This is a genomic window from Neobacillus sp. DHD-1R (genome assembly GCF_057747995.1).
In genome coordinates this window covers 4,246,359-4,271,064 of record NZ_CM173232.1, presented here as the reverse complement: position 1 = coordinate 4,271,064, position 24,706 = coordinate 4,246,359, and the positions used below count along the sequence as shown (strand labels likewise).

Annotated in this window: 26 protein-coding genes; 22 read left to right on the top strand and 4 right to left on the bottom strand. The window is 38.3% G+C overall.

Going from position 1 to position 24,706, the window contains the following annotated elements; translation table 11 throughout:
- Positions 1-18: 18 nt before the first annotated feature.
- Positions 19-1,563 (bottom strand): gluconokinase, encoded by a 1,545-nt coding sequence (gene gntK, locus AC3ANL_RS21110; protein ID WP_488326316.1) that lies wholly within the window; start codon positions 1,561-1,563, stop codon positions 19-21.
- Between the two features lie 565 nt (positions 1,564-2,128).
- On the opposite strand from gntK, the gene AC3ANL_RS21105 reads away from it, so the two are divergent.
- The 6 genes from AC3ANL_RS21105 to AC3ANL_RS21080 all read left to right on the top strand — a co-directional run bounded on the left by AC3ANL_RS21105 (position 2,129) and on the right by AC3ANL_RS21080 (position 7,837).
- Positions 2,129-2,815 carry a hypothetical protein gene (locus AC3ANL_RS21105; RefSeq protein WP_488326315.1) on the top strand — a complete coding sequence of 229 codons (687 nt, stop codon included), beginning with the start codon at positions 2,129-2,131 and terminating at the stop codon, positions 2,813-2,815.
- Between the two features lie 20 nt (positions 2,816-2,835).
- The gene (locus AC3ANL_RS21100; RefSeq protein WP_488326314.1) at positions 2,836-3,741 is read left to right on the top strand and encodes an HD domain-containing phosphohydrolase; all 906 of its coding nucleotides are present in this window, start codon (positions 2,836-2,838) and stop codon (positions 3,739-3,741) included.
- A 243-nt stretch (positions 3,742-3,984) separates the two neighbouring features.
- Positions 3,985-4,743, top strand: a complete 759-nt coding sequence (locus AC3ANL_RS21095; protein WP_488326313.1) for a threonine/serine exporter family protein — start codon at positions 3,985-3,987, stop codon at positions 4,741-4,743.
- 22 nt (positions 4,744-4,765) lie between these two features.
- On the top strand, positions 4,766-5,230 hold the full coding sequence (locus tag AC3ANL_RS21090) for a threonine/serine exporter family protein (protein WP_488329795.1): 465 nt from the start codon (positions 4,766-4,768) through the stop codon (positions 5,228-5,230).
- A 164-nt stretch (positions 5,231-5,394) separates the two neighbouring features.
- Positions 5,395-6,144, top strand: a complete 750-nt coding sequence (locus AC3ANL_RS21085; RefSeq protein ID WP_488326312.1) for a C39 family peptidase — start codon at positions 5,395-5,397, stop codon at positions 6,142-6,144.
- A gap of 664 nt (positions 6,145-6,808) precedes the next feature.
- Complete coding sequence (locus AC3ANL_RS21080; RefSeq protein WP_488326311.1) at positions 6,809-7,837, top strand: potassium channel family protein; 1,029 nt, start codon at positions 6,809-6,811, stop codon at positions 7,835-7,837.
- Positions 7,838-7,870: 33 nt separating this feature from the next.
- Here AC3ANL_RS21080 and AC3ANL_RS21075 read toward each other — a convergent pair whose 3' ends face one another.
- The 3 genes from AC3ANL_RS21075 to AC3ANL_RS21065 are packed head-to-tail and all read right to left on the bottom strand — an operon-like array spanning position 7,871 to position 9,804.
- Positions 7,871-8,257 carry a DUF350 domain-containing protein gene (locus AC3ANL_RS21075; protein ID WP_488326310.1) on the bottom strand — a complete coding sequence of 129 codons (387 nt, stop codon included), beginning with the start codon at positions 8,255-8,257 and terminating at the stop codon, positions 7,871-7,873.
- Positions 8,254-9,489 carry a glutathionylspermidine synthase family protein gene (locus AC3ANL_RS21070; protein WP_488326309.1) on the bottom strand — a complete coding sequence of 412 codons (1,236 nt, stop codon included), beginning with the start codon at positions 9,487-9,489 and terminating at the stop codon, positions 8,254-8,256. The genes AC3ANL_RS21075 and AC3ANL_RS21070 overlap by 4 nt, the downstream gene beginning before the upstream one ends.
- A 3-nt stretch (positions 9,490-9,492) precedes the next feature.
- On the bottom strand, positions 9,493-9,804 hold the full coding sequence (locus AC3ANL_RS21065) for a hypothetical protein (protein ID WP_488326308.1): 312 nt from the start codon (positions 9,802-9,804) through the stop codon (positions 9,493-9,495).
- A 100-nt stretch (positions 9,805-9,904) separates the two neighbouring features.
- Here AC3ANL_RS21065 and AC3ANL_RS21060 point away from each other — a divergent pair, with 100 nt between their 5' ends.
- The 16 genes from AC3ANL_RS21060 to AC3ANL_RS20985 all read left to right on the top strand — a co-directional run bounded on the left by AC3ANL_RS21060 (position 9,905) and on the right by AC3ANL_RS20985 (position 24,693).
- Positions 9,905-10,354, top strand: coding sequence for a hypothetical protein (locus AC3ANL_RS21060; protein ID WP_488326307.1), 450 nt, complete (start codon positions 9,905-9,907; stop codon positions 10,352-10,354).
- Between the two features lie 458 nt (positions 10,355-10,812).
- Complete coding sequence (gene bcaP / locus AC3ANL_RS21055) at positions 10,813-12,228, top strand: branched-chain amino acid transporter BcaP (protein ID WP_488326306.1); 1,416 nt, start codon at positions 10,813-10,815, stop codon at positions 12,226-12,228.
- A 194-nt stretch (positions 12,229-12,422) separates the two neighbouring features.
- Positions 12,423-13,673 carry an ATP-binding protein gene (locus tag AC3ANL_RS21050; RefSeq protein ID WP_488326305.1) on the top strand — a complete coding sequence of 417 codons (1,251 nt, stop codon included), beginning with the start codon at positions 12,423-12,425 and terminating at the stop codon, positions 13,671-13,673.
- 202 nt (positions 13,674-13,875) lie between these two features.
- Entirely contained in the window at positions 13,876-15,012 is a 1,137-nt protein-coding gene (locus AC3ANL_RS21045) for an HD-GYP domain-containing protein (RefSeq protein WP_488326304.1), read from the top strand.
- 141 nt (positions 15,013-15,153) lie between these two features.
- Positions 15,154-16,338: a hypothetical protein gene (locus AC3ANL_RS21040; protein ID WP_488326303.1), complete on the top strand. Its 1,185-nt coding sequence runs from the start codon at positions 15,154-15,156 to the stop codon at positions 16,336-16,338.
- Between the two features lie 393 nt (positions 16,339-16,731).
- Entirely contained in the window at positions 16,732-17,814 is a 1,083-nt protein-coding gene (locus AC3ANL_RS21035) for a hypothetical protein (RefSeq protein ID WP_488326302.1), read from the top strand.
- The gene (locus tag AC3ANL_RS21030; protein WP_488326301.1) at positions 17,801-19,969 is read left to right on the top strand and encodes a molybdopterin oxidoreductase family protein; all 2,169 of its coding nucleotides are present in this window, start codon (positions 17,801-17,803) and stop codon (positions 19,967-19,969) included. Before AC3ANL_RS21035 ends, AC3ANL_RS21030 begins: the two co-directional genes overlap by 14 nt.
- Positions 19,970-20,530, top strand: a complete 561-nt coding sequence (locus AC3ANL_RS21025) for a 4Fe-4S dicluster domain-containing protein (protein WP_488326300.1) — start codon at positions 19,970-19,972, stop codon at positions 20,528-20,530.
- A gap of 11 nt (positions 20,531-20,541) precedes the next feature.
- The gene (locus AC3ANL_RS21020; protein WP_488326299.1) at positions 20,542-21,066 is read left to right on the top strand and encodes a Rieske 2Fe-2S domain-containing protein; all 525 of its coding nucleotides are present in this window, start codon (positions 20,542-20,544) and stop codon (positions 21,064-21,066) included.
- Positions 21,056-21,247, top strand: coding sequence for a hypothetical protein (locus AC3ANL_RS21015; protein WP_488326298.1), 192 nt, complete (start codon positions 21,056-21,058; stop codon positions 21,245-21,247). The genes AC3ANL_RS21020 and AC3ANL_RS21015 overlap by 11 nt, the downstream gene beginning before the upstream one ends.
- On the top strand, positions 21,240-21,551 hold the full coding sequence (locus tag AC3ANL_RS21010) for a hypothetical protein (protein ID WP_488326297.1): 312 nt from the start codon (positions 21,240-21,242) through the stop codon (positions 21,549-21,551). Before AC3ANL_RS21015 ends, AC3ANL_RS21010 begins: the two co-directional genes overlap by 8 nt.
- On the top strand, positions 21,538-21,822 hold the full coding sequence (locus AC3ANL_RS21005; RefSeq protein WP_488326296.1) for a hypothetical protein: 285 nt from the start codon (positions 21,538-21,540) through the stop codon (positions 21,820-21,822). Before AC3ANL_RS21010 ends, AC3ANL_RS21005 begins: the two co-directional genes overlap by 14 nt.
- Before the next feature lie 49 nt (positions 21,823-21,871).
- Positions 21,872-22,522 (top strand): sensor histidine kinase, encoded by a 651-nt coding sequence (locus tag AC3ANL_RS21000; protein WP_488326295.1) that lies wholly within the window; start codon positions 21,872-21,874, stop codon positions 22,520-22,522.
- An 18-nt stretch (positions 22,523-22,540) separates the two neighbouring features.
- Positions 22,541-23,194 (top strand): response regulator, encoded by a 654-nt coding sequence (locus tag AC3ANL_RS20995; RefSeq protein ID WP_488326294.1) that lies wholly within the window; start codon positions 22,541-22,543, stop codon positions 23,192-23,194.
- 15 nt (positions 23,195-23,209) lie between these two features.
- Positions 23,210-23,659: a GAF domain-containing protein gene (locus tag AC3ANL_RS20990; protein ID WP_488326293.1), complete on the top strand. Its 450-nt coding sequence runs from the start codon at positions 23,210-23,212 to the stop codon at positions 23,657-23,659.
- 14 nt (positions 23,660-23,673) lie between these two features.
- A complete protein-coding gene (locus tag AC3ANL_RS20985) occupies positions 23,674-24,693 on the top strand; it encodes a PAS domain-containing sensor histidine kinase (RefSeq protein ID WP_488326292.1) in 1,020 nt (339 codons plus the stop codon).
- The last annotated feature ends 13 nt before the right edge of the window (positions 24,694-24,706 follow it).

The following is a 24,706-nucleotide window of genomic DNA, read 5'->3' as shown; positions in this document are numbered from 1 at the left end:
TTTTGTACTATCACTTTGTTATTTTACCCATTTTTCCTGAAAACTGCTGATAGAAGCATATTCATCATTCAATATGCGGGAGATACGAATATAAATGGGAGTTAAATCTTTATATATTGCCACATTACTTTCAATTGGCTGGTGGGCATGTGTTGAGCCAACCAATTCAGACATAATGGAGAAATCATCAATTTCCCCCAGAGCATACATGCCAAGGACGATTGCACCCAAGCAGGAGCTTTCAAAGCTTTCTGGAACGACTACCTCTTGATTAAAAATATCCGCCATCATTTGGCGCCATAATTCAGACCTTGCAAAGCCGCCGGTAGCTTGGATTTTGCTAGGTACTCCAATCATCTCTTGAAGTGCAAGCAATACGGAATATAAATTTAAAATTACCCCTTCTAGGACGGCACGAATCATATGCTCCCTTTTGTGATGGAGACCAAGGCCGAAAAACGATCCTCTTGCATTAGCATTCCAAAGTGGCGCACGTTCACCAGCTAAGTATGGGTGAAAAATAAGACCATCTGCGCCAGGAGCCACTCGGGAAGCAATCTTTGTCAATACCTCATAAGGGTCTATATCAAGTCGTTTCGCTGTTTCAACTTCGGCTGATGCCAACTCATCTCGCACCCACCTAAAAGTCATACCGCCGTTGTTCACCGGCCCACCCACAACCCAGAGCTTGTCAGTTAATGCGTAGCAGAAAATTCTTCCCTTTGGATCGGTAACCGGACGATCTGTCACGGTCCGAATGGCCCCACTTGTACCAATGGTTACGGCCACCACACCAGGGTCAATTGCATTTACGCCTAGATTGGAAAGAACGCCGTCACTCGCGCCCACGACAAATGGCGTTTCAGCATGTAGTCCAAGCTGTCCTGCATATTCCTCGTTTAAACCTGTTAAATAAAAGGTAGTCGGCACCAATTCTGACAGTTTGTCACTGGTTATTCCAGCGACCTGTAAAGCTTCAACATCCCAAGTGAGCTGTTCCAAATTAAACAAGCCGGTTGCTGATGCGATAGAATAGTCAACGACATATTTGCCAAATAGTTTGTGGAATATGTATTCCTTTATGCCAATGAATTTACGGGTTTGATGAAAAAGTGCAGGCTCGTCGTTGCACAGCCAGGTAATTTTGGCGAGCGGTGACATTGGGTGAATAGGTGTCCCCGTTCTTCTATAAATGGCGAGCCCATTGAGTTCATTTTTTATTGTTTCAGCCCATCCAGTTGCACGGCTATCTGCCCATGTTATGCAACGAGTAAGTGGTTGATCGTTTTCATCCATTGCAATCAGACTGTGCATGGCGGAACTGAACGATACAAGTTTAAGGTATTGGGTATCAATTTTGCCCTTTTTAACTGCTACTTGAATGGTTTCAAGGACAGCCCGAAAAATTTCCTCGGGGTCTTGTTCGGCAATGGCGGGGGCTGGGCTGTATAACGGATATCCAACATGGTGCATGCTGATGACCGTTCCTTTGTCTCCGTAGAGGACCGCCTTTGTACTTGTAGTTCCAATGTCCACGCCAAGATAGTAAGATAGTTTATCCATTAGACAATCTCCTTCATTAATACTTTATCAGTAAGTTAATATAAAAAATAAAAAAAAATTCATCTAATTGCATAAAATGAGAAAAAATATTTCTTATAATTCAATTGTACTGAAATATTCCTCCATTTGAAACTGTTTTCATGAAAAAAAATTTTGCTTATTTAATGAATGAACCTTGGTTAAAAAACAGTGAATATTAGAAGATAGGAATATTATTTACTTAATTTTGATTATAAAACAATTAATATGTAGTCTCGTCGACTAAGTGGTATACCCAAAATCGATAATTGAAGAACGAATGCAGGTTTTAGTAAATCTTGTTGAAATAAAGTGAATAATGGTATTTTTCAGAAAAAAATACAACAATTTGTGGTAATTTCTTACTATCCCCGTTATAATATTTCTGAATACATATACCTATAAGGCAGCCTATTTAAAAGGATATGGGCGCAATGCTGCAGCGGCTAAAGTATTTTATATTATGCCGGCAGTTGAAAAAGAATCATACCGTCCTTATTCATACTACTTCACGAACGCCGCTAAGGGAAAAAATGGAGGAGAAAATATGCTTAAGAAGGCTCTGGTACTATCTATTTCACTTTTTTTAACGGCATCGTTTGGGACAAGCACATTTGCAGCGGAAAAGAGTACTGAATATGAAAAGATACTTACTTCGATTGAAGAAACAAACAGTAATATTGAAGCAAAAATTGCGAAAGCAGTCAAAGAAGCAGACGAACTAGAAGCTAAATATATAGAAGACATTCGTAAAATCGAAGAAGGAGACTCGGTTGTTAAATTAAAAGACCAAAAGAAAAAATTAGAGGCTGAATTAGGGAAAACATCCGATAGGAGCAAGATTGAAAAACTATCAAAGGAATTAGCGGAACTTACTAGCAAATTAGAGACAGAGACAGCTAAAATTAATGAAAAATTAGAATCAATTCAAGCTGAAATTGACAGTTTAGAAGCATTCAACCCGGATGGAAAAAACTCTAAAAAAATCGATGATAAACTTAATAAGCTTAATGAGCAACTTAATAAAAGATTAGAAAAATATAATGATAGAACAGATAGATTTACAGATGATCTAGATAAACTAATAAATGATTTGTACGACGAAACGTTGAAAATGTCCAACGAATCCATAAGAAAGGCAGCAGATAAAGGGATACAAGCAGAAGCCTACTGGACACTTGTCGAGTTAGGAGGAAAGTGGGTTTGGATTGACCCGATTCGAGTCTGCCATTAATAAATGGGGGTTAATTGAAAATGAACGGTCTTCACCTTGGATTAAACGGCAACTTTCGAGAAAAAGTTATTGATTCTTCTTCTGAATTTAGTTTGCTAGCAAAAGGAGATGGAGCGGAAGTCATCTTGCAAACTATTGATGAAGGCAAAACATTTTATGTTTTTCCAGGTGATGAACCAGAAACGATGGAATTTTTCTATATTCTTGATGGAGAATGTGTGTATGAAGAAAAGGATACTAAGACATTTTTAAAAACGGGTGATTATTTTTATATTCATCATCTTAAAGATGCAACGTTTTTTAAGGCACTCTCCGCAATGCGTCTTCTCTGGTTTTCCACGCAACCTGCTTTTCATTTTCTTAGTAAAAGTATTAATGAACTTACAAAGCTTGTGAAGCGGGTGGAGGAAAAAGATCAATACACTTATCAACATAGTGCTAGGGTACAGACTTATTCGATTAACATTGCTAAACAACTCCAACTTTCGAAAGAAAGACTTGAAAATCTTTATTTTGCTTCATTGTTCCATGATGTAGGCAAAATAAATGTTCCAGAGGATATTCTTAATAAGCCTGGTGAACTGACCTGCGAAGAATTTGAAATTTTAAAGAAGCATGCTATAGATGGCTGTGAAATGGTCAGGGCAACCTACTATTCACATATTGGAGATATTATTTTGCAACATCATGAAAGGCTGGATGGTTCAGGCTACCCTGCAGGCCTTAAAGGTGGGCAAATTTTACTGGAAGCGCTTATTATTGGGATTGCAGATACATACGATGCGATGACATCTGATCGAGTGTATAGAAAAGGAATGGATCCCAAAATAGCCATAGCCGAAATTAAAAAGTTAGCAGGCAGTCATTATCAACCAGCTATTGTTGATGCATTTGAAAGAGTATTAATTTTGGATGGTATTTTATAAACAAGTCCCAATCTAATATTGGGGCTTTTTGTTCATTTGAACTAAAACAGCCTCCATTTAAAAATGCAGGCTGTTTATTATTTATAAAATTCATGATATCATTTTTCTTTAAAGGGAAAAGGCCAGCATGAACGGGTAATGAAAGAGAGTTTCATTGATCTTAGTAGAAAAAAACAGTTCATATGGTAATGAAAGATCGTTTCATTTCTAGTAATAATTGTTAGGATAATGTGGTGAAATTAGATGGATCAAGTAGAAAAAACATATGAAATCATGGAAGTATGTTTACTGGCAGGGAAGATTATGCTCCAAAGTGGAGGCGAAACCTACCGGGTTGAGGATACGATGATGCGAATTGCTGCTTCTTTTGGTATTGAGAAATCGCATAGTTATGTGACCCCCACGGGCATTATCTTTTCCGCAGAAGGCTCGGAACCAACAAAGACTAAGCTGATTCGAATATCTGAACGATCAACAGACCTAAAAAAGGTTGCCATGGTAAATAGTGTTTCAAGGAGAATTAGCAGCGGAGACCTAAAATTAGAGGAAGCATTGGAGCAGTTAAAGGAAATTGATTTACGTAATGTGACCTTTCCGTTTCGAATCCAAGTGGCGGCGGCTACCTTAGCAAGCGGCTGTTTTATGATTATGTTTAATGGCGGTTGGAATGATTTTATTCCAGCGATGATTTCCGGAGGGTTCGGTTATTATAGCTTCGTTCGCTTTCATCGCTTTGTCCCGATTAAGTTCTTTTCAGAGTTTTTGGCATCGTTCGTAATCGGATTACTTGCCTTCCTATTTGTTAAATTAGGTGTGGGCCACCAATTAGATACAATTATCATTGGCTCTGTAATGACATTAGTTCCTGGTCTGTTAGTGACAAATGCTATAAGAGACTTAATGGCTGGACATTTGGTTTCAGGATTGTCAAAGGGAGCAGAGGCGTTTCTGACGGCATTTGCGATTGGGGCGGGAATCGCCCTTGTATTATCATTTTTGTGAAGGCAGGTGAATGGAAATGGCAATGGCAATCCTTGCTCAGTTACTAACAAGCTTTTTGGCGACAAGTGCCTTTGGGATTCTTTTTAATGCACCGAAAGAATCATTAATAAAATGCGGGTTAATTGGTATGGGTGGTTGGATCATTTATTATCTGCTTAACGGCTACTTAGGAAATCCCATTGTTGCAACGTTAGCTGCAACTATCTTTATTGCAGTCCTTAGTCAGGAGATGGCAAAGCTTTATAAAATGCCCGTTATTATTTTTAGTGTGGCCGGGATTATTCCACTTGTACCGGGCGGATTGGCTTACGATGCCATGCGGAACTTTGTTGAAAATGATTATAATTCTGCGATTGCCTTAGGAGCCAGAATGCTCATGCTTGCAGGTTCCATTGCCTGTGGGCTTATGTTTTCCGAAGTTTTAAACCAAGTGGTTCGCAAATTAAGTCGAAATATGGTAAGAAAGAACTTAAAAAATCCCTTTTAGCTTTATTCTAAAGGGGATTTTTCTTAAGGAGAAATTAAGGATAAACGCTTATCATCAATATGGAAAAATATTTCTTTTATGTCATTAGTATGATTTGATATGGTTATATAGTAATATCTTTGAAACTATTAGAAAAGTATATGATAAGGAATGGTTTATCCCCTATGAAAAAGTATCTAATCGCTATTATCATTCTATTAATATTATTTATTAGTGCAAAAACAATCTTTGCTGTGATGAGTGAAAAGCAAGCTTATGTCAAAGTGAATGATTCAGGGTCAGCAAAAGCCCGCCAAGTGTCACTTCTAGCAAAAGAAGCTCCAAGTTTACCCAAAAGTATCCTACTGGATGTGCCGTTAATAAACCAAATGGACCAACCCCTGCTTTACAATGGCTGTGAGGTAACAAGTCTTGCAATGATTCTAAATTATTATGGAGAAAAGGTAACGAAGAACGAGTTAGCAGAAAATATCAAAACTGTCCCATTAACCTATAATAATGGGAAAAAGGGGAATCCCAATGTTGGCTTTGTTGGGGATATGGCACACGGTCCAGGACTTGGGGTGTATAATGGCCCTGTATTTGAATTGGCACAGAAGTATGTAGGTGACAAAGCAGTCAATTTAACGAATAAGCCATTTTCTGATATTTTAAAAGAAGTTGGTCAAGGGAATCCCGTTTGGATTATAACAACGTCAAGCTTTGCACCAATCTCAGTGTTTCAAACCTGGGATACTCCTCAAGGAAAAATTGATATAACATTTAGTGAACATAGTGTCGCGATTACCGGGTATGATGAAAACTATATTTATATTAATGATCCATACGGAGAGAAAAATAAGAAATTGAATCGGGAAAATTTTATCAAAGCATGGGAGCAGATGGGAAAGCAAGCGATTGTTATCAAAAAATAAAACCAGCGCTTTCGCTTTTCTTATTGTCCAGCTCCAGCGCCCTAGCGGCTAGTGTCCTTCGCTCTCCGCCCTACGATAAGTCAAGCACGAATGCGCCTCCGGCTCTTCGTGTTTCCTTTATCTCAGTTGGAGCGCTCCAGGCCATACGCCGCTGAACAGGGCGCTTCCGCTTTTCTTATATATTAGACGAAGGCAGAGGGAATACCCTCTGCCTTCTGAGCTTTTGATTCGTATAAATGAATCTTTATCGTAACTTGTGAATGGTTGTCTTGTTACTCATTCATGCAAGGTAAAAACTTAGTTATTGTAATTGTTAATAAAAACAAGTTTGCCGCGGTTATTCTTCCACCTGATGGTTTTATACCTAAACGACGTAAGCCCTACCTCTCTTACATCCTAACGGCTCCGAAGCCGATCCAGTGTGAATAAGTTTTTATATTAAAACGTAAGCAGAATGCCAGAAAATAAATTCTTACATTGCGTTATCATCTCTATTACAAGTTACTCTAAAAGTGAAGCACAAATATTAATGTTACAGTATGTTGTCCATTTTGTCAACAACCTATTTACAGTTATATAATTATTATTTAATAATCCCTTAAAAAGGAATTTTTGTTTGTTTAATAGAAGAAGTATTTAGAACAAACATTGAGGGAGAGTTTTCATGATATTTTTTAGAAGGTTAATATTAACTGCAGCTAAATATCGGTATCGCACAGTCTTGTTGTTTACAACACTGTATATTTTTGTAAACGCAGTGGTTATGAGAGTAATTGAACCGAAGACGTTTGAAAATACCTTTCAGGCAGTTTGGTGGATTTTAACGACGATGACAACAGTAGGGTACGGCGATTTGTATCCGTCGACACAACTAGGTAGAATTTGGGCGATGGTTATCGTTTATACAGTGGGAATCGGTCTTTTTGGTACGGTAATTGGGATGATCGTCGATGCTGTCTCACAATACAAACGGATGAAGGAGGAAGGAAAGATGTCTTTTAAGGGTGAGAACCACTACGTCATTATTGGGTGGACCAAAAAAAGTAAAAACACAATCAAAGAGTTATTTTTTGGAGACGACAAAACAGAGATCGTGTTAATTGATGAGTTAGAGAAGACACCATATGAACATGAACGATTTTTATATATTCAGGGGAGTCCAACGGATGAAGAAACATTAAGAAGGGCAAAAATTGAATGTTCCAAAGCTGTTTTGCTTTTTGCTCAAGATGGCATTGACAACTCTGATTTAGCAGATGGAAAAACGCTATTAACCGCTTCCTCGATTGAGCGGTATGATGAAGGGATAGAAAAAAATATTTATACTATCGCTGAAATATTAAATGAAAAACATGTCGGCAATTTCAAACACGTCAAAATTGACGAGTTTATTCTTTCGCATGAATCGGTGTCCAATCTCATGGCAAAATCAGCTCAGACAAAAGGGGCAAGCCACCTTTTTACACAATTGTTAAGTCGTAAGGATGGAGATGGTGGAAGTGATTTATGGGAAGTAGAAGTGAGGCCTGATTGGAAAACATACGGAGATGCGCACGAGTACCTAAAGCAAAAAGGAGCCCAGCTCATTGCGGACCGTAGTAATCTAAATATCTTGAAAAAATGGAATGAAGCCATACCAAATGAGGCGCGGTTATTTGTCATTTGCGATAAGAATACATATGAATCACTATGAAATAAAAAAACGCATCAAAACTTATGCGCTTTTTTAATAAGTCAAACACCCTGCGATAACAACCCCAATGGAAATGGATAATAACATAAGGAAAAATCCGACCGCTTGGTTATCTTCTTCAATGCTCTGGCTTACATTAAAACGAGGTGTAAGCCATTCAGCTAAGTAAAAAACGACAATCTGTGCCACAATTCCGATTGCTCCCCATATAGCCATATCTGAAATAGAGATAGAATTGGCAGCAGTAGAATACAAGACAATTGCAAGGCCTAGTAGTCGTCCGCCTAGGACGTAGCTAGCTGCTTTATTCCCCTTGGCCATTAAGGAAAACTCCTTAACCTTTGTTGTCACTTCCATAATAATCAGACCAATAAATAAAAGTACAAGCGAAACGACTAAATATAATAAGAAACTCGTCATGTATTTTCCCCCTTGTTAATAATTCCTACTGGTAAGAAATACGATTCGTTACCCGTGATTTTTCCACCCGCCCGAATGCCGATACTACTTGCCTTTCCCGCAATCAGAAAAGAACCGAATACTAGCGAAAGCTCTTCCATACCTTTTTCTGTTTCCAATGTAACAGTTGGAAGAGGCACATACGATTGATAGACAGGCAGTTCTTCCTTATAGGTTTGAAAAGAATTTTGAGTGGTCACATGGGAATGGACATCCCATATCGTCACGGTGTCTCCTTCTCTACCAAACGATGGTTTCTGAACATAGGCTTGCATTCCCGAAAAAGCATCTGCTTCAAGGTAGGTGGGAAGCATATATGCCTTTATCCACTCTTGCTCTTCTTTTGTATAAAAGGCGTCACTTTCTGCTAACCCCCAAATTAAACATTGAATAGACTTCGGCTGCAGTAAAAAGGCAGAAGTTGGATTCAAAATTGAGAGTTTGCCTTCTTTAACGAGCTGTAATAATTCGATTCCAACTTGGTCGCCTGTTATGGGATCCTGATCATTAATCAGGTGCTCAAGTGGGTAGGTTTGGCGATACAACACGTCAATTGGAACCCCTGCGGCATCGACTAAAGCACCGTTCGTAATCCGGAGATCGGACAACGGAATGGTCTGATTGTCAATCTGACACAAACGGCTTAAATATTGGATCGTATTCCAGTCCTCCATATGGTCCGCATGTGCTGTGAACACAACATTCGGTAGCTTTTTATCTTTCGAAGCTTCCAAAACGGCTTTCGTAATTCCGGAAGAGAGCAGCCGTTCACCTCCTTCATTTGGATCATGGAAACCGAATTCTGAGCAAGCCTTCCCATTGATTTGAAAACATTCGACAATGAAAGTTGGAGTGTCACTATTGAATTCAAGTAATTTGAAGCCATCTGCTGTTAATACAAAATCAAAGCGGGCGATAATGGTTTCAGGGTAAAGCTGTTTCAACCTAATAAACGAAAGACTCTCAGGTGGATAGCCAAGTTCAAGGAGTTGCTCATTTGTAAGTATCCGTAACAGCTGGGCTGTTTTAAAAAACACGGTGCCCATCCGTTCAGTAGCTTCTTTTAAAAGGCTGGAGATTTGTGTAGTTATGGGATAAACATGATAAAGACTGTATTCACTTTCGAATAAATCCGACCAAAAGGTTGGAAACTGCGAATAAAAACGGGCTCGACTTTGTTTATAACTGGACATGAATTAACCTCCGAAGCCACCCTTCGAACCACTGCCGAAGCCACCTTTAAAGCTTGAGGAGGAGTGGTATGACTTATAAGAGGATGATTTTAAGAGTGATGATTTATTCCGATAAAAGCTTCCCCCATAAAAAAAATGACCATAATGAGTTGAGCGAGTATCATCACATTGCCAAACACCTTGATCATCGTCCCATTCCCAATCTCTACAGCTGCTGTCATCGGGTTTGGGAGGGCGATCGTCTGAACAACCAGATAGGGTTCCGGCTATAAGTGATGTAAGAACACCAGTCACCAGCCATTGGGTTTTCTTCACACTCTCACGCTCCTTTGTAATTGTTTACTATCTATTATAAAAGCAAAAGAAAGGAAAACAATGGTAAAATAAAAGAAAAATAGTGAATGAGGGATAAATATTGAGGTTGGAATACCGACTGGATGACGAATATCAAAAGTTTCCTGCCCTTTGGCATTACCTGAACTTAACCGTTAGTGAAGTAACTGCAAGAATGACTTGTGAATATTTCATTAAAGAGGGAGAGACATATGTGGTGACGACGACAGCCTTGGACCCGGATGGAACGACTGTCCTATATGTTAAAAAAGAAAATTTCTCAGACGATGTTTCGGAAGAGCACTATTCACATATAGGTTTTGAAGTAAGAGAGCTGCAGCGAACCGGGTCTATTCTTATCGAAAAAAAGGAAGTTTGGAATCATGAGGAAGTGCTGACCGTTCTCCATTCAGATACTATTTACATTCAAAAAGATAAGCTGTTTCTTGAATTTGTCCTTGATTCAAGAGAAATTGACGAAGACCGTAGTTGTTATGTTTATTATGGAAGGTATACGGGAAAAAGTAGATAACTAATAAGTAAGATAAAGGAACAGGACGAGGTACATCTGTCTCGTTAAGAATAATTGAAGGTCTCCTATCACAGTGAACTAGGGACAGAGACAGAGGTTTCATTGTTTTTGCCATTATGTAGGAAGGATTAGTTAATTTTTAATAGGGTAAGGGGATGTCTCAAAAGGGTTTGACCTTTTTAGGGGCATCCTCTTTTTATTGAATTCACAACAATATCCTCTTCCGAAAAAACGATATTACTTTCTTAGGAACAATATAAATGTTTTTATTTGAATAGTACTTTTGTATAGGAAAATTTAATGATTAATGGAAAAAAACGTGGAAAGATATGTATTGGTACTATTTTGAAATAACTTTATTTTTAATAAATATGTTGCATTTTGTCGAAAAAAATTATATTATTTCGTTATGGATTTTTTCAGAACATTTAGATTTTCGACCCAAGGGGGTTACAATTATGGACTTATTTAGAAAGAAATCGATTCAGGCACTCATACAAGAGGCCGGACAGAAAGATGTAACGTTAAAAAAAGAGCTTGGTGCCTTTGATTTATCCATGCTAGGTATTGGAGCGATCATTGGAACTGGAATATTTGTTTTGACTGGTGTTGCAGCTGCAGAACATGCTGGACCTGCACTTATATTATCTTTTATTTTATCCGGATTGGCCTGTGTATTCGCAGCCCTCTGCTATGCAGAATTTGCCTCAACTGTCCCAGTTTCCGGCAGTGCGTATACTTACAGTTATGCTACTTTTGGTGAATTAATAGCTTGGATTTTAGGGTGGGATTTAATCCTTGAATATGGATTAGCCTCGTCAGCTGTTGCCAGTGGTTGGTCAGGATATTTTCAAGGACTGCTTGCTGGTTTTGGCATTCATTTTCCCAAGGCCTTAACAAGTGCGTATGATCCGGCAAATGGGACGTTCATTGATGTTCCAGCAATTCTTATTGTTTTGATTATAACGTTACTTTTAACACAAGGTGTAAAGAAATCAGCTCGATTTAACACCATAATGGTTATCATAAAACTAGCGGTTGTTGTATTATTTATCGGTATCGGTGTATGGTATGTGAAGCCATCAAACTGGACTCCATTTATGCCTTTTGGTATATCGGGGGTCACTACAGGTGCGGCGACCGTATTCTTTGCCTATATTGGCTTTGATGCTGTATCATCGGCTGCGGAAGAAGTGAAAAACCCGCAAAAGAATATGCCAATTGGGATCATTGCTTCACTAATAGTTTGTACCATTTTGTACATCGTGGTTTCAGCTATCTTAACAGGAATTGTTCCTTATCAACAGCTTGATGTGAAAAATCCGGTTGCTTTTGCTCTTAATTATATTCATCAGGACTGGGTGGCAGGATTCATTTCCCTCGGTGCCATTGCCGGAATTACAACGGTATTATTAGTGATGCTTTATGGACAAACTCGTTTATTTTACGCAATTAGCCGTGATGGTCTTTTGCCTAAGGTATTTTCCAAGGTAGACAAAAAGAAACAAACACCTAAGGTTAACTCTTGGATTACATGCTTGTTAGTTTCCATCTTTGCAGGTTTAATACCATTAGGCCGACTAGCCGAGCTAGTGAACATTGGGACATTATTTGCGTTTATGACTGTTTCAGTTGGAATCCTGTATCTGCGGAAAAACAAACAAGCGCCAACCACTGGTTTCCGCGTACCATTTGTACCGTATATCCCAATATTAGCCTTCTTATTCTGTGGCTACCTAGCCTTGCAGCTTCCAGTTATATCGTGGATTAGTTTTGCTGTTTGGTTAGTGATTGGATTGGTCGTTTATTTCGGTTATGGTCACAGACATTCAACCATGAACAGATCAGTAAAACAAATAAAAAAAGTAAGTTAATTCGACTTTTTAAAAGGACTTGCGCAATGCAAGTTCTTTTTTTATGGTGAAATTTATCGAAAAATGTCGAAAATCATAGTTTTTTCATATTTTATGTCATATTTTTCTAAGAAAAATGGTAAGATGGTAGGAGATTCAATTGATTATTAAAATTAGATTATTTTGGAATATAAAAATGCCAAGGAGAAACTTTTATGAAGGAGAGCAACAATAGTCCTAAATTAATTTTTGAAGAGAAAAAAGCGATTACGGTATTTTTATGGTTATTTTATTTTTTGTATTTTTCTTTTGATATTTTTTATAGATATATGTCTACACATAAAACAAAAGATGGGCCTGTATTTATACCAAAGGATGGAATGGGTGTTTGGCTTTATATTCTGGTACTGGGTTTATTGCCTATTGCTATTTATTTAATTAAAAAGAGTAATCCTTATGTGGTTAAATATGTGTTTGTTATTGGATATTTATTCATTGATTTTATTGATAATTTTTTAAGGTATTACGGTTCTTCAAAGCCCTTTTTATCAGGTAATATTGTTGAATTATTGTTAATTCTTTTTACACCAATCTTTGTAAATAAAAAATATTTTTGGATGGTCTCGTTAACTATGATTGGGAAGGACTTGTTGTTAGGAGTAATCCTCCAAGATTTCAATGTTGGTTTTCCCATACTTGTATTCATAGCATTATCAGCATTAGCTTATCTTTTATTATTACGGTTTACTTCTTATATCAATTCTTTAACTAAAGTTTACGAAGAACTTCGTCAAAAGGAAAAATTAATTGTAGTCGGTCAAATGGCTGCAGCCATTGGTCATGAGATACGTAACCCTCTTTCATCGTTAAAGGGATTTACCCAATTACAGCAGGAGAGGTATCCGAATACAAATGACTTTTATCCAATTATGATACAGGAAATTGATCGAATCAATTCAATTGTGAATGATTTAATGTACCTTGGAAAACCGAAGGAAATCAAATTTGAAAAAGCAAGTATTGAAGAGATTATTGCTTATACACTATCGATAACCCAACAACAAGCTGAGAGTCAGAGGGTTACCGTAGAAACGTTAATATCAGGTCCGTTACCTCCACTTGAATGTGATAACAAACAATTAAAACAAGTGTTTCTAAATTTAATTAAGAATGCCATTGAATCCATGCCTGAGGGTGGACGAATAAGGATTACGGTTAAAGTTTCAGAGAGTCATAGAATGTTCATTTCCATTCAGGACGAAGGTTATGGAATCGCAGATGAAAACATCCTAAATTTAGGAGAACCCTTTTTTACTACAAAAAAGGATGGAACTGGTCTAGGATTAATGGTCTCGAGTCAGATAATTAAGGACCACAATGGTGTATTAAAAATTGAAAGTGAGATTGGAAAAGGGACTGAAGTTCAAGTAACCCTCCCAATTAATCAGAAAATTAAAAGCAATTAATAGTTCTATAATTATACAAAAATCAGCAAAATAAAATGTTTCAAGGGATTTATTAATGATATATAATGTAGAGGAATACGGAACATTAGTAGATTTTGTTATAAAATGCAATTTTTAATAGAAGATAGTCTAAATTTTTATTAGGTAGGTGTGTTTGTCACACTTGGAGGATTCTATGATACCGCATGAAGAGCAACGAACTGTGAAATGGTTTCTTTTATTTTCTTATAGTATTGTGATAGGTTATGATGTTTTTTATTATTTTATAGTACCTACTTATATCAAACATGAAAAAAGTGGTTTTTCAAGTGATTTTTGGTTTTTAACTTATATGGTTTTAACGATGCTAATACCAATCTATCTTTATTTGAATAAGGTAAAGAAGCAGTACTGGATTAAGTATGTTTTTGTTATCAGTTATTTATTTATTACATTTTTAGTCGATATGTTAACTTATTCAGGAGAAATTGATATTAATTACAAGAGTGGTAATGTGTTAGAAGTGTTTGTGATATTAGCTGTACCTCTCTTTCTTAATTCAAGGTTTTTTTGGACAGTAACTTTAGGAGTTTCCGCCCGATATATACTTACTGGCATTATTTTGGATACTAGCTATGTTATCTTGCCTGTTTTTCTATTAATTATCTTATCCGGCGTTTCTTATTTTTTATTATTTCGCTTTCAGGGTTATGTAAGAGCTATCCGCAATCTGTTTGATAACCAGCTGGAAGGGATTGTTAAGGGTGTCATTGCAACACTTGAATTAAAAGATCCCTATACAAGGGGCCATAGCGAACGTGTTGCTAATTATGCTTTATTACTAGCTAAAGAGTTGGGCGAATTTTCCAAAGAGAAACTACAGTCATTTTATTATGCTTGTTTATTACATGATATAGGCAAGGTTCATATTCCTGATCAGATTTTAATGAAACCAGGAAAACTTACTATGGAAGAATTTGAAATTATTAAAACACATCCAAGTGTTGGGGCAGAGGCAGTCAAGGATGTTGAGGGAATAAAGGATTGTATTTGCGTGATTCGTTCTCATCATGAACGCTGGGATGGTAAGGGGTATCCTGACCAATTAAAAGGAGAGGTAATCCCATTGCTAGCCAGAGTAACTTCCGTTGCAGATGCATTTGATGCGATGACGTCTTCACGTTCATATAGAGCTGCAATGTCAGTTGAAGAGGCCTACGAACGCATTATTGAAGGCAAGGGTTCACAATTTGATCCACAATTAGTGGAAGAATTTAAGAAGGTTTTCCCTGCATGGGTCAAATTTCATCAAAATTATCCATGGTCAAAAAATTGTGAACTAACCGAGGAGGTGAAATAATGAAAATTCTTAAGCTTAAGAAGGTAAAAACAACATGCTGGTGGTGCCCATTTTTTGGATTATAAAACTAAATTAAAATAAGGATGTCAGCAGATGCTGAACATCCTTATTTTATTATTATTTTAAGTAAAGGGTGTTGATATGAACTTTAATCTAGACTCACTTCTAATGTTGGTTCATTTAAATATTATTAAAGATAAAAAACATTTCATAGTTGAGGATGAGTCTACTGGAGAGTTTTATGAAATGCCGGAGGTCTGCATTGATGCGATTCAACTAATTAATCAGGGTAAAACCTTAGGTGAAATTGAACTGAATCTTAAAGAAAAATACATAGAAGAAGATGTAAATCTAATAGAATTTGCTAAACAGCTATTAGAATTAGGATTAATTGCAGAACTGGATGGTGTAAAAATTGAACATTTAGAAAAGGAAAGTGCTCGGTTAGGATTTTTATGGATATCTCCAAAATTAGGTAAATTCTTTTTTAATAAGCTAGCTTATATTGTTTATGCCACTCTATTTTTTATTAATCTATACCTATTTATCTCCAAACCGTCATTATTTCCCCATTATAAGGATTTGTTTATTTTTGATTATATGACGTTTAATATTCCAGCATGGCTGTTTATAACCTTTTTCTTAGTATTAATCCATGAGTTCGGTCATGTTTTAGCAATGAGAGCGCAAAATCTCCCGACTAAATTGGAGGTTGGCCATCGCTTATTTCTCGTCGTCCTTGAAACGGATATGTCATCAGTATGGAAATTACCTTCGAAAGAGCGCAATGTTTTATATTTAGCTGGCCTATGTTTTGACACTGTTATTCTTTCAATTGCTCTAATCAGTCAATTACTATTAACGAACAGTTCGGGTATTCTCTTTAGTATCCTGAATGTAGTAGTGTTAGATACCGTTATTCGAGTCGTGTATCAATGCTGCATTTATATGAAAACCGATTTATATTATGTGTTTGAAAATGTTTCAGGCTGTTACAACCTGATGGAAAATGCCCAGCAGGTATTACGAAAATGGCTTCCATTTCTATTTTTTAAACCTGCAGAAGATCATTTGGTTTTCGAAGAAGAAAGAAAGATGATTTATTTTTATTCCATTTTTTATCTTGTCGGTGTCGGTTTGACGGTTTCCTTATACACGCTTTATTATATTCCACAATTATTGTTTGCAATTAAAAAGGTTCTTCCTGGTCTTTCAGAGGGGCCGGCGTCTCTTCCTTTCTGGGACGCTGCCTTATTCATGGGACAAATAGTAATTGTTTTTAGCCTGCTGCTTTATTCATGGCGAAAAAAATATGCTAAAAATTAATCGATCAATAATTATGATAAAGTTCCGACAGCTTATGGGCGCTGGAGCTTTTTTATAATATCAGTATTTATAAGTTTTGGCTTCGAAAATTGTCCAGCTCCAGCGCCCTAGCGGCTAGTGTCCTTCGCTCTCCACCCTACGATAAGTCAACATCGAATCGCCTTCGGCTTTTCGTGTTTCCTTTATCTCAGTTGGAGCGCTCCAGGCCATACGCCGCTGAACAGGGCGCTGGAGCTTTTCTTATTTGTGTCAGGAATTTGTCTAAAATAATATTTCTAAGGGTTTTTTTTCCTCATGATAGGGGAGTTCCCCTATATAGATAACACATCCGTTTTTCTTACAATAAAGATAAGAAAAACGGATGTGTTATTTTTTTGGAGGAGGTTCAAGAACATGGAATCAACCATTACAACGACTAAAAAACCTGGACGTACGGTCAATGATGCATTTGCATCACATTTTGCAAAATCAATGTTTTTAACTATTATCGGACTTGCGATATTAACGTTTATTGGCACAAGGATGTTTACACATATTGACTTAAATCTTTATGGATATATGGTAGGAACCATCGTATTTATCGGAGGTTTTTTCTACCGATTTATAGCTTGGGGTGAAAGACCGCCAACTAAGATTTTTATTAAAAAGGGCCAAAAATTACTATTTCGAAAAAACACACCGAAAACAGCTGTTAATCATTTAGCGATTTTTGATTTTATTCGTAATCGCGGAGTTTACCGCTGGGTTCAACATATTTTAATCGGCTGGGGCTGTGTCCTTGCTTGCTTGGTTACCTTTCCACTCGTGTTTAGCTGGATGTATTTTACGATGGAAGACAATGGCTATTATACAGTTGTATTGTTTGGCATGAATCTCATCAACGTTAAGGCTGATGGAATCATTGCTTGGTTCTCTTATAATGCTTTAAATATAGCAGCCATTATGGTTACAGCTGGGGTCGCAATGGCACTGTACCGTCGCTTGAAAAATATGCAAGCAAGAGCTGAACAAAAATTCATGTACGACTTCTTACCACTCTATTTATTATTATTAATTTCGGTTACTGGGCTTCTGTTAACATTTCAGAATGTGGTCTTACATGGCTGGATGCAGCCGCAAATGTCATTGATTCACCAATTTTCCGTTATTGTTACTTTAATCTACTTACCATTCGGAAAGCTTGCTCATATTCCTTTCCGTCCTATGAGCGTATTTGCAAGAAACTACCGTGAGCATTACGGTGAACAACAGATGAAAGAATGCAAGGTTTGCGGCGATCACTTTGTATCCTTCGAACAGTCTAGTGATGTAATCCATGTTTTGGGTGTAAATGATATCGAGTTCAATATGCAGGATGGCTTCAACCTTGCTGAATTGTGCCTGCCATGCCGTAGAAAATACAGAATTTCTAGATTCTCAGGATTCGCCACACATCAAGTGAAGGTCAAGGAGGCAAACCAAAATGCAAAGGGATAAGTTTTTTAAAGAAATCGAAAATGTTCGTCATCCAAATGAGACGCTTGTTAAGACCCACTGCAGCTATTGCGGGATGCAGTGCGGAATGAATTTACGTGTCAATACAAAAACCAATAAAATCATCGGGGTTGAACCTCGTTATGACTGGCCGGTAACAGTCGGCAAGATGTGTCCAAAAGGGGTTACCGCCTATCAACAAACCAATCATGAGGACCGTATCTTAAAGCCATTAATTCGTGATGATGCTTCTTTAAAAGGAACTAAAGAAGGTTTCCGTGAAGCAACATGGGAGGAAGCCTATGATTTAATCGTCAAAAATTTTCAAGAGCTTCAAGGAAATTATGGTAAGGATTCACTAAGTGTTTACAGCGGTGTGTCCATGACAAACGAAAAATGCTATTTAACTGGAAAGTTCGCGCGAGTTGGCTTACAAACTCGTTACATTGATTATAATGGCCGTTTCTGTATGGCAAGTGCTGCTGGCGGCTTTATGAGATCCTTTGGGGTCGACCGAGGTTCAACCCTTCCTTGGACGGATCTTCATGAAACAGATTGCTTGTTTATTGCCGGAAGTAATACAGCTGAGTGCCATCCAACCTCTATGTTCCGCGTATGGGCGGTCCAGGAAAGAGGCGGTTACTTAATCGTAGCTGATCCACGGGAAACGCCAATAGCAAGAAGAGCAGATGTTCACTTAGATCTAAGACCAGGAACAGATCTCGCCTTAGCAAACGGAATCCTAAACTTGTTAATTCAAAACGGTTACGCTGATGAAGAATTTGTAAAAAACCATACCAATGGCTTTGAAGAAACAAAAGAATTGGTAAAACAATTTACTCCAGAATACACAAGCGAACTTACAGGGGTTGCTCCTGAAAAAATCATTCGAGCAGCAGAGATTTATGGGAAAGCCCCAAATGCCATTGTGATGTTTGCCCGTGGTATTGAGCAGCAGCATAAAGGGGTAGACAATGTTTCCGGCTACACAAACATGGCGTTAGTCACAGGGAAAATTGGCCGCCCTAAAGCAGGAGTGGCAACCTTTACAGGCCAAGGGAATGGTCAAGGTGGCCGTGAGCATGGCCAAAAGGCAGATGCGCTTCCAGGTTATCGTAAAATTACTAATCCAGATCATGTGAAGGCTGTCGCGAAGGTGTGGGGAATTGAACCGGAAGAAATGCCGAAAGAAGGGGTATCTGCTTACGAAATGTTTGGATTAATGGAGCAAAAAACAATTCGTGGATTGTACTTATTATGCTCGAATCCGGCGGTATCAGCTCCAAACTTAAATTATGTACGGGAACAATTGAAAAACCTAGACTTTATGGTCTGCGCTGATTTTTACTTATCTGAATCTGCTGAATTTGCGGATGTAATTCTTCCTACGACGACATGGTCGGAAGATGAAGGGACGGTTACAAATCTAGAAGGACGCTGTATTAAAATTAATAAGGCACAAGAGCCGCTTGGGGAATCCAAGCCGGATTGGCAAATTCAAGTGGAGTTATGTGAACGGTTAGACCGGGGAAAATATTTCTCTCATTTAAAAACAGCTAAAGATGTAGCTGATGAATTCCGCTTAGCGTCAAAAGGCGGATATGCTGACTATTACGGAATCACCTGGGATAAAATTGAAAAACAGGACGGTGTGTTCTGGCCATGCAAAGATGAAAATGATCCAGGGACACCACATATGTTTTTAGATAAAAAGTTCTATCACCCAGATGGCAAGGCGAAGATTTGCGCGCTTCCATACCGTCCGCCAGCTGAAGAACCAAATGAAGCCTATCCATTACGGTTAACGACAGGACGTGTCGTCTATCATTATTTATCAGGAAACCAAACGAGAAGAATCAACTTTCTGCGTGATATGTGCCCAGAGCCATTTGTTGAAGTACACCCAGAAACAGCTGCACAATATAACATTGAACACGAGGAATATGTTCGTCTTTTTACAAGGAGAGGCGAAGCGGAATATAAAGTAAAAATCACCGAAGCAATCCGAAAGGATACAGTATTTGTCCCATACCATTGGGGCGGCGATCAATCTATTAATCTCTTAACGATTCCTGCGCTTGACCCAATGTCAAGAATGCCAGAATTCAAGGCTTGTGCCGCTCAGATTGAAAAACTAGAAATGAAGAAGGTGCAATAAATGAAAAAGAGGCTTTATTTAGAACTTGAAAACTGTATAGGATGCCGTTCATGTTTGGCGGCTTGTACACAGTGCGGTGGACATGAGGAACGGAATCGTAACTATGTTTACGATGTGAACCCACTTGTGAACCGGCAAACGATGCCTCTAATGTGCCTTCATTGTGTCAATCCGGCTTGTGCAAGAAGTTGTCCGGCCCAGGCCATTCAAATTCATGAAACAGGGGCTGTGCTTTCCGCTCTTGTAGAAAAGTGTATCGGCTGTCAAAACTGTACGATTGCCTGTCCATATGGGATACCGAAATTTGATACAGAGCAAAATCTCATGTATAAGTGCGATCTATGTATTGACCGTACAAAGGACGGAATCCCGCCAATGTGTGCGAGTGTATGCCCATCCAATACACTGCAATGGCTGACAGATGAAGAGATTGAAGCAAAGCAAAAGCAATATAATCTTGATAATGGTAAGTGGGTAACAAGCATGCCTTATTTAGAAGGCGAAACAAATGTAAAAGTGAACCTCCCTGGAATCTTGCAGGGTGTCACGAAATTGTTTTAGGAGGGATTAACTTGACTGATAAAAATAATAAAATCCCGTTTGAAGAAGATAACTATACGCATAATATAAATCGTAATAATGAAAGAAAACTTGACCGCCGTGGCTTTATGAAGACATTGGTCGGTGCAGCAGGTGTGTTTGCTGTCTCCTCCCTGCCATGGGGAGTACTAGCTGCAAAAGAATTAAATGGACTAGGTGATAAGAAATATCCAAAACATAAAATTACCGATGTTAATTCCCTGCCAGTAGGGGATGCCGTGGATTTTGCCTTCCCGGGCGAACATGACAGTGCCATTTTAATTAGGCTATCAGAAACTAAATATGTAGCATACCAAAATGCCTGTACACATCTGCGCTGCCCTGTATTTTGGAAAAAGGATGAGGAAGAAATGTTATGCCCCTGTCATCACGGGAAATTCGATGTGGAAACGGGTGCACCTATTGCCGGACCGCCTAGACGACCGCTTCCGGAAATCTATGTACAGGTAGAAAACGGTGCTGTTTATGCCGTGGGGGTGAAACGTTATGAAGCGTAGTTACGTACCCGTCGCCCTCCTGCTCGCCGTGCTAATGTTAAATATTATTTTTACCCAATTTATGGTCCATCAATATTTTTATGAAAATTACACCAATACGATTATAGCTGCCATCATCAATGTTATTTTATTCCCGATTGCCATCCTTATTTATAAAAAAGGTGTGAATGTCCATGACTAGTGAGACGTATATTGATTTTTGTTTCGTTAGACCGGAATCAGGCGGTTTTGCTGCTGAAATCGATGAGTTATTGAAAAGCACCTTTACAAAGAAACGTTTGAATTGGTTCCTAGAAGAAAAAACCATCGATGGGGTGGAGATGGTCGTTGCTGAAATAAAGGGAATGAGTGATTGGGATTCAGAAGAAGAAACCATTCAGTACATTGAGGAACAGGCTGAGGAGAAGTTTTGGGAATATCTACAAGGCTATAAAATGTTCATCTATCCTGTTAAGAGAGGATGCAGCAGTTGTGGCACACATTAATGTAGAGGATGTAAAACCATTCGTAAGGGTACCTGTCGAAATTTCCATTCAAGATCAAGAGGGTGGTGACCAGGCACCAGCTGTAAAGAAAACAATAAAAAAGGTTCAATATTGTCCGGATAGAACCCATATTCGTTTTTATTTTGATCATGTTTATTTTCTTGCTGTCCCTTTGACAAGTCTTGTAAATGAATCGGAAGAACAATGGTCAGCCTTTGATCAAGAATGCGGCTTAACATACACCATAAAAAAGGTTCAGGTCTTTAAATAAGAATCTGAACCTTTCTTATATAAAGAATAATTTTGGCAGGAGGGAAAAGATGGATTTATTAAAGCCAAAGCAACAGATTAGCTCCTATATTATCCATTCCCAGGAAGAAGAAATTAAACGGATTGCATTAGAACTTCATGAGGGTGTGGGACAAAATCTGTATAGTATTTTAACAGGTTTACAGTATATTGAAACAGGTGTTAATGAGCCACACATGAAAAATCATGTTCACGAAATGGCACAGCTCATTGAAAAGACGATCCAAGAAATTCGGCTTCTTTCTGTGGAATTACATCCGCCTACCTTAACAACACTTGGATTACTTCCAGCCATGAAGAGTTATATTAAGTTATACACCTCCACATTTGGTATTCTCGTTAATTTGGAGTCGACTGGAGAAGAAAAGTCGATATCTGAGAAGAATAATATCGCCGTCTTTCGTGTGTGCCAAGAGGCGCTTACGAATATTGCAAAGTATGCGGATACCTCGAATATAAACATACACTTTACCTGGCAAGAAGATAGGTTGAAGATTATGATTCAAGACTTCGGAAAAGGATTTCGGTTAGACCAAAATGAAACAAACCATTCCTCAGGTCTTGCTGCCATGAAAGAAAGAATGCTTCTCACTGGCGGGCACTGTACGATTTCTTCTACAATAGGAGAAGGAACATCCATAGAACTATCTCTTCCACTATAAATAAAAGGAGAGTTCATTTTGATAAAAATCCTATTGGTTGATGATCATGCTGTTGTTAGAAGCGGTTTAAAAATGCTTTTAAATACAAACCCAGAATTAGAAGTCATCGGAGAAGCCTCCGAAGGAAATGAAGGAATTAAAAAAGCGTTAAAGTTTAAACCAGATGTGGTGGTCATGGATTTAAGTATGCCACATGGCAAAGATGGACTTTCTGCCACGATAGAATTAAAAAAACTCATGCCGAAAATAAATATTTTAATCTTAACGATGCATGATGATGAAGAATATCTCTTCCGTGCCATTCAAGGCGGTGCTTCAGGCTGTATTCTAAAAAGCGCTCCGCATGATGAATTAATGGCAGCAATATTGGCGGTTGCTGGAGGGGATGCTTATCTTCATCCAGCTGCACAAAAGCGATTAATGGAAGAATATTTAGCTGGTGTAAAACAGGATGGAAATGATACCTATCATCTTTTATCTGAACGGGAAAAAGAAGTGTTAACCTTGATTGCCAAGGGGTATTCAAACAAAGAAATTGCCGAGCAACTTGTCATAAGTGTGAAAACGGTCGAAACTCATAAAGGGAATTTAATGGAAAAATTACAAATGAAGACCCGGCCAGAGTTGGTAGAATACGCCGTGAAAAAGGGGTTATTAGGTTATGGTATTTAAGGAGAATCATCAAGGATGACAGAGATCCGCGAACTTCAAGTTGTTATTGACTTGTGTGATCGGCTAAGAATAGAGACTCAATCTGATTTTGTAGGTTTAGCCTTCCAAAATGAATCAGGCCCTGATGTACGATGGCATTATGCAGCTGGTAATTTAAATGACAAGTATAAACGAATAACAGTCCGTTTCGGAAAAGGAATCGCTGGTAAAATCATTTCAACTGGAAGCCCGATGATGATGACAGATTTTCCAAACGATATTTTTGGTAAAGTGACAGATTATCCGATTGCGCTTGCTGAAAAACTAGTGTCCTCCTATGCAGTCCCTTTATTTTTCAATCATGTTCCCAAAGGGGTTTTGCTCGTGGGGAAAAGGGAAAAATATACCTTTTCTGATGGGGAGCAGGAACAGGTATTGAAAGCTGCTCAAATATTGGAACGACTATTAAAGGAGCATTTAGTGTGATTCGGGGGATGTAAATGGATATGGATATTCAGCAAACAAAAAGTGAACTAATGGATTATAAATTTGCCCTTGATGCCTCATCGATTGTAGCCATCACCGATTCACAGGGCAAAATTACATATGTCAATGATCAGTTTTGTCAAATTTCCCAATACTCACGGGAAGAACTACTAGGCCAAGACCACCGAATCATTAATTCAGGGTATCATTCAAGCGACTTTTTCAAAGATATGTGGAAGACGATGGGGGGAGGAAAAGTATGGAAGGGTGAAATTCGCAATCGGGCAAAAGATGGCACCTATTACTGGGTGGATACGACGATTGTGCCCTTTTTAAATGAAAAGGGAAAGCCCTATCAATATGTGGCCATTCGCTATGAAATAACCGAGAGAAAACGGGTGGAGCAGGAGTTACAAACCATGATGGCAACCATCATTGATGTGCAAGAAGAGGAACGAAAGCGGTTGTCACGAAATTTGCATGATGGACTTGGGCAAAATCTTTATAGCCATTTAATCACGATTAATCGGTTATTATCGGAAATGGATCATCCATTGCTGCACCAAATGCAAAAGGAAGCTGCCCAACTCATTGAAGAGATTCGTGAAATCTCGTGGGAGCTCCGTCCTTCTGTTTTAGATGACCTGGGTTTAGTTCCTGCGATCCGTTCTTTTTTATCCCGGTTTTCAGACCATTATCATATCGATGTTTTTTTTGATTGTGTTTTAAATCGCCGGCTAAATATTAGTATAGAGCTGACCATTTATCGGATTATACAAGAGGCGCTTACTAATATTCGCAAATATGCCAATGTTTCAGAAGCCTCGGTGATCGTACGAGAGATGGATGATGTCATCAGAGTTATGGTTGAAGATAAGGGGAAAGGGTTCGACAAGACCCTGCATTCCTCTGGGGTGGGTCTTTTTAGCATGGACGAACGGGCGCGTTCTGTCAGAGGAGAGCTCACAATCGTAACTTCTCCTGGTAATGGAACTAAGGTTATTCTAGAAATACCTATAACACATGAGAATTAAAAAAGGGTGTGAG

Excerpts from the sequence above, each read along its gene's own strand:
- gntK (WP_488326316.1), bottom strand. The coding sequence starts at position 1,563 with ATGGATAAACTATCTTACTATCTTGGCGTGGACATTGGAACTACAAGT.
- AC3ANL_RS21105 (WP_488326315.1), top strand. The coding sequence starts at position 2,129 with ATGCTTAAGAAGGCTCTGGTACTATCTATTTCACTTTTTTTAACGGCA.
- AC3ANL_RS21100 (WP_488326314.1), top strand. The coding sequence starts at position 2,836 with ATGAACGGTCTTCACCTTGGATTAAACGGCAACTTTCGAGAAAAAGTT.
- AC3ANL_RS21095 (WP_488326313.1), top strand. The coding sequence starts at position 3,985 with ATGGATCAAGTAGAAAAAACATATGAAATCATGGAAGTATGTTTACTG.
- AC3ANL_RS21090 (WP_488329795.1), top strand. The coding sequence starts at position 4,766 with ATGGCAATCCTTGCTCAGTTACTAACAAGCTTTTTGGCGACAAGTGCC.
- AC3ANL_RS21085 (WP_488326312.1), top strand. The coding sequence starts at position 5,395 with ATGAAAAAGTATCTAATCGCTATTATCATTCTATTAATATTATTTATT.
- AC3ANL_RS21080 (WP_488326311.1), top strand. The coding sequence starts at position 6,809 with ATGATATTTTTTAGAAGGTTAATATTAACTGCAGCTAAATATCGGTAT.
- AC3ANL_RS21075 (WP_488326310.1), bottom strand. The coding sequence starts at position 8,257 with ATGACGAGTTTCTTATTATATTTAGTCGTTTCGCTTGTACTTTTATTT.
- AC3ANL_RS21070 (WP_488326309.1), bottom strand. The coding sequence starts at position 9,489 with ATGTCCAGTTATAAACAAAGTCGAGCCCGTTTTTATTCGCAGTTTCCA.
- bcaP (WP_488326306.1), top strand. The coding sequence starts at position 10,813 with ATGGACTTATTTAGAAAGAAATCGATTCAGGCACTCATACAAGAGGCC.
- AC3ANL_RS21050 (WP_488326305.1), top strand. The coding sequence starts at position 12,423 with ATGAAGGAGAGCAACAATAGTCCTAAATTAATTTTTGAAGAGAAAAAA.
- AC3ANL_RS21040 (WP_488326303.1), top strand. The coding sequence starts at position 15,154 with ATGAACTTTAATCTAGACTCACTTCTAATGTTGGTTCATTTAAATATT.
- AC3ANL_RS21035 (WP_488326302.1), top strand. The coding sequence starts at position 16,732 with ATGGAATCAACCATTACAACGACTAAAAAACCTGGACGTACGGTCAAT.
- AC3ANL_RS21030 (WP_488326301.1), top strand. The coding sequence starts at position 17,801 with ATGCAAAGGGATAAGTTTTTTAAAGAAATCGAAAATGTTCGTCATCCA.
- AC3ANL_RS21025 (WP_488326300.1), top strand. The coding sequence starts at position 19,970 with ATGAAAAAGAGGCTTTATTTAGAACTTGAAAACTGTATAGGATGCCGT.
- AC3ANL_RS21015 (WP_488326298.1), top strand. The coding sequence starts at position 21,056 with ATGAAGCGTAGTTACGTACCCGTCGCCCTCCTGCTCGCCGTGCTAATG.
- AC3ANL_RS21010 (WP_488326297.1), top strand. The coding sequence starts at position 21,240 with ATGACTAGTGAGACGTATATTGATTTTTGTTTCGTTAGACCGGAATCA.
- AC3ANL_RS21000 (WP_488326295.1), top strand. The coding sequence starts at position 21,872 with ATGGATTTATTAAAGCCAAAGCAACAGATTAGCTCCTATATTATCCAT.
- AC3ANL_RS20990 (WP_488326293.1), top strand. The coding sequence starts at position 23,210 with ATGACAGAGATCCGCGAACTTCAAGTTGTTATTGACTTGTGTGATCGG.
- AC3ANL_RS20985 (WP_488326292.1), top strand. The coding sequence starts at position 23,674 with ATGGATATGGATATTCAGCAAACAAAAAGTGAACTAATGGATTATAAA.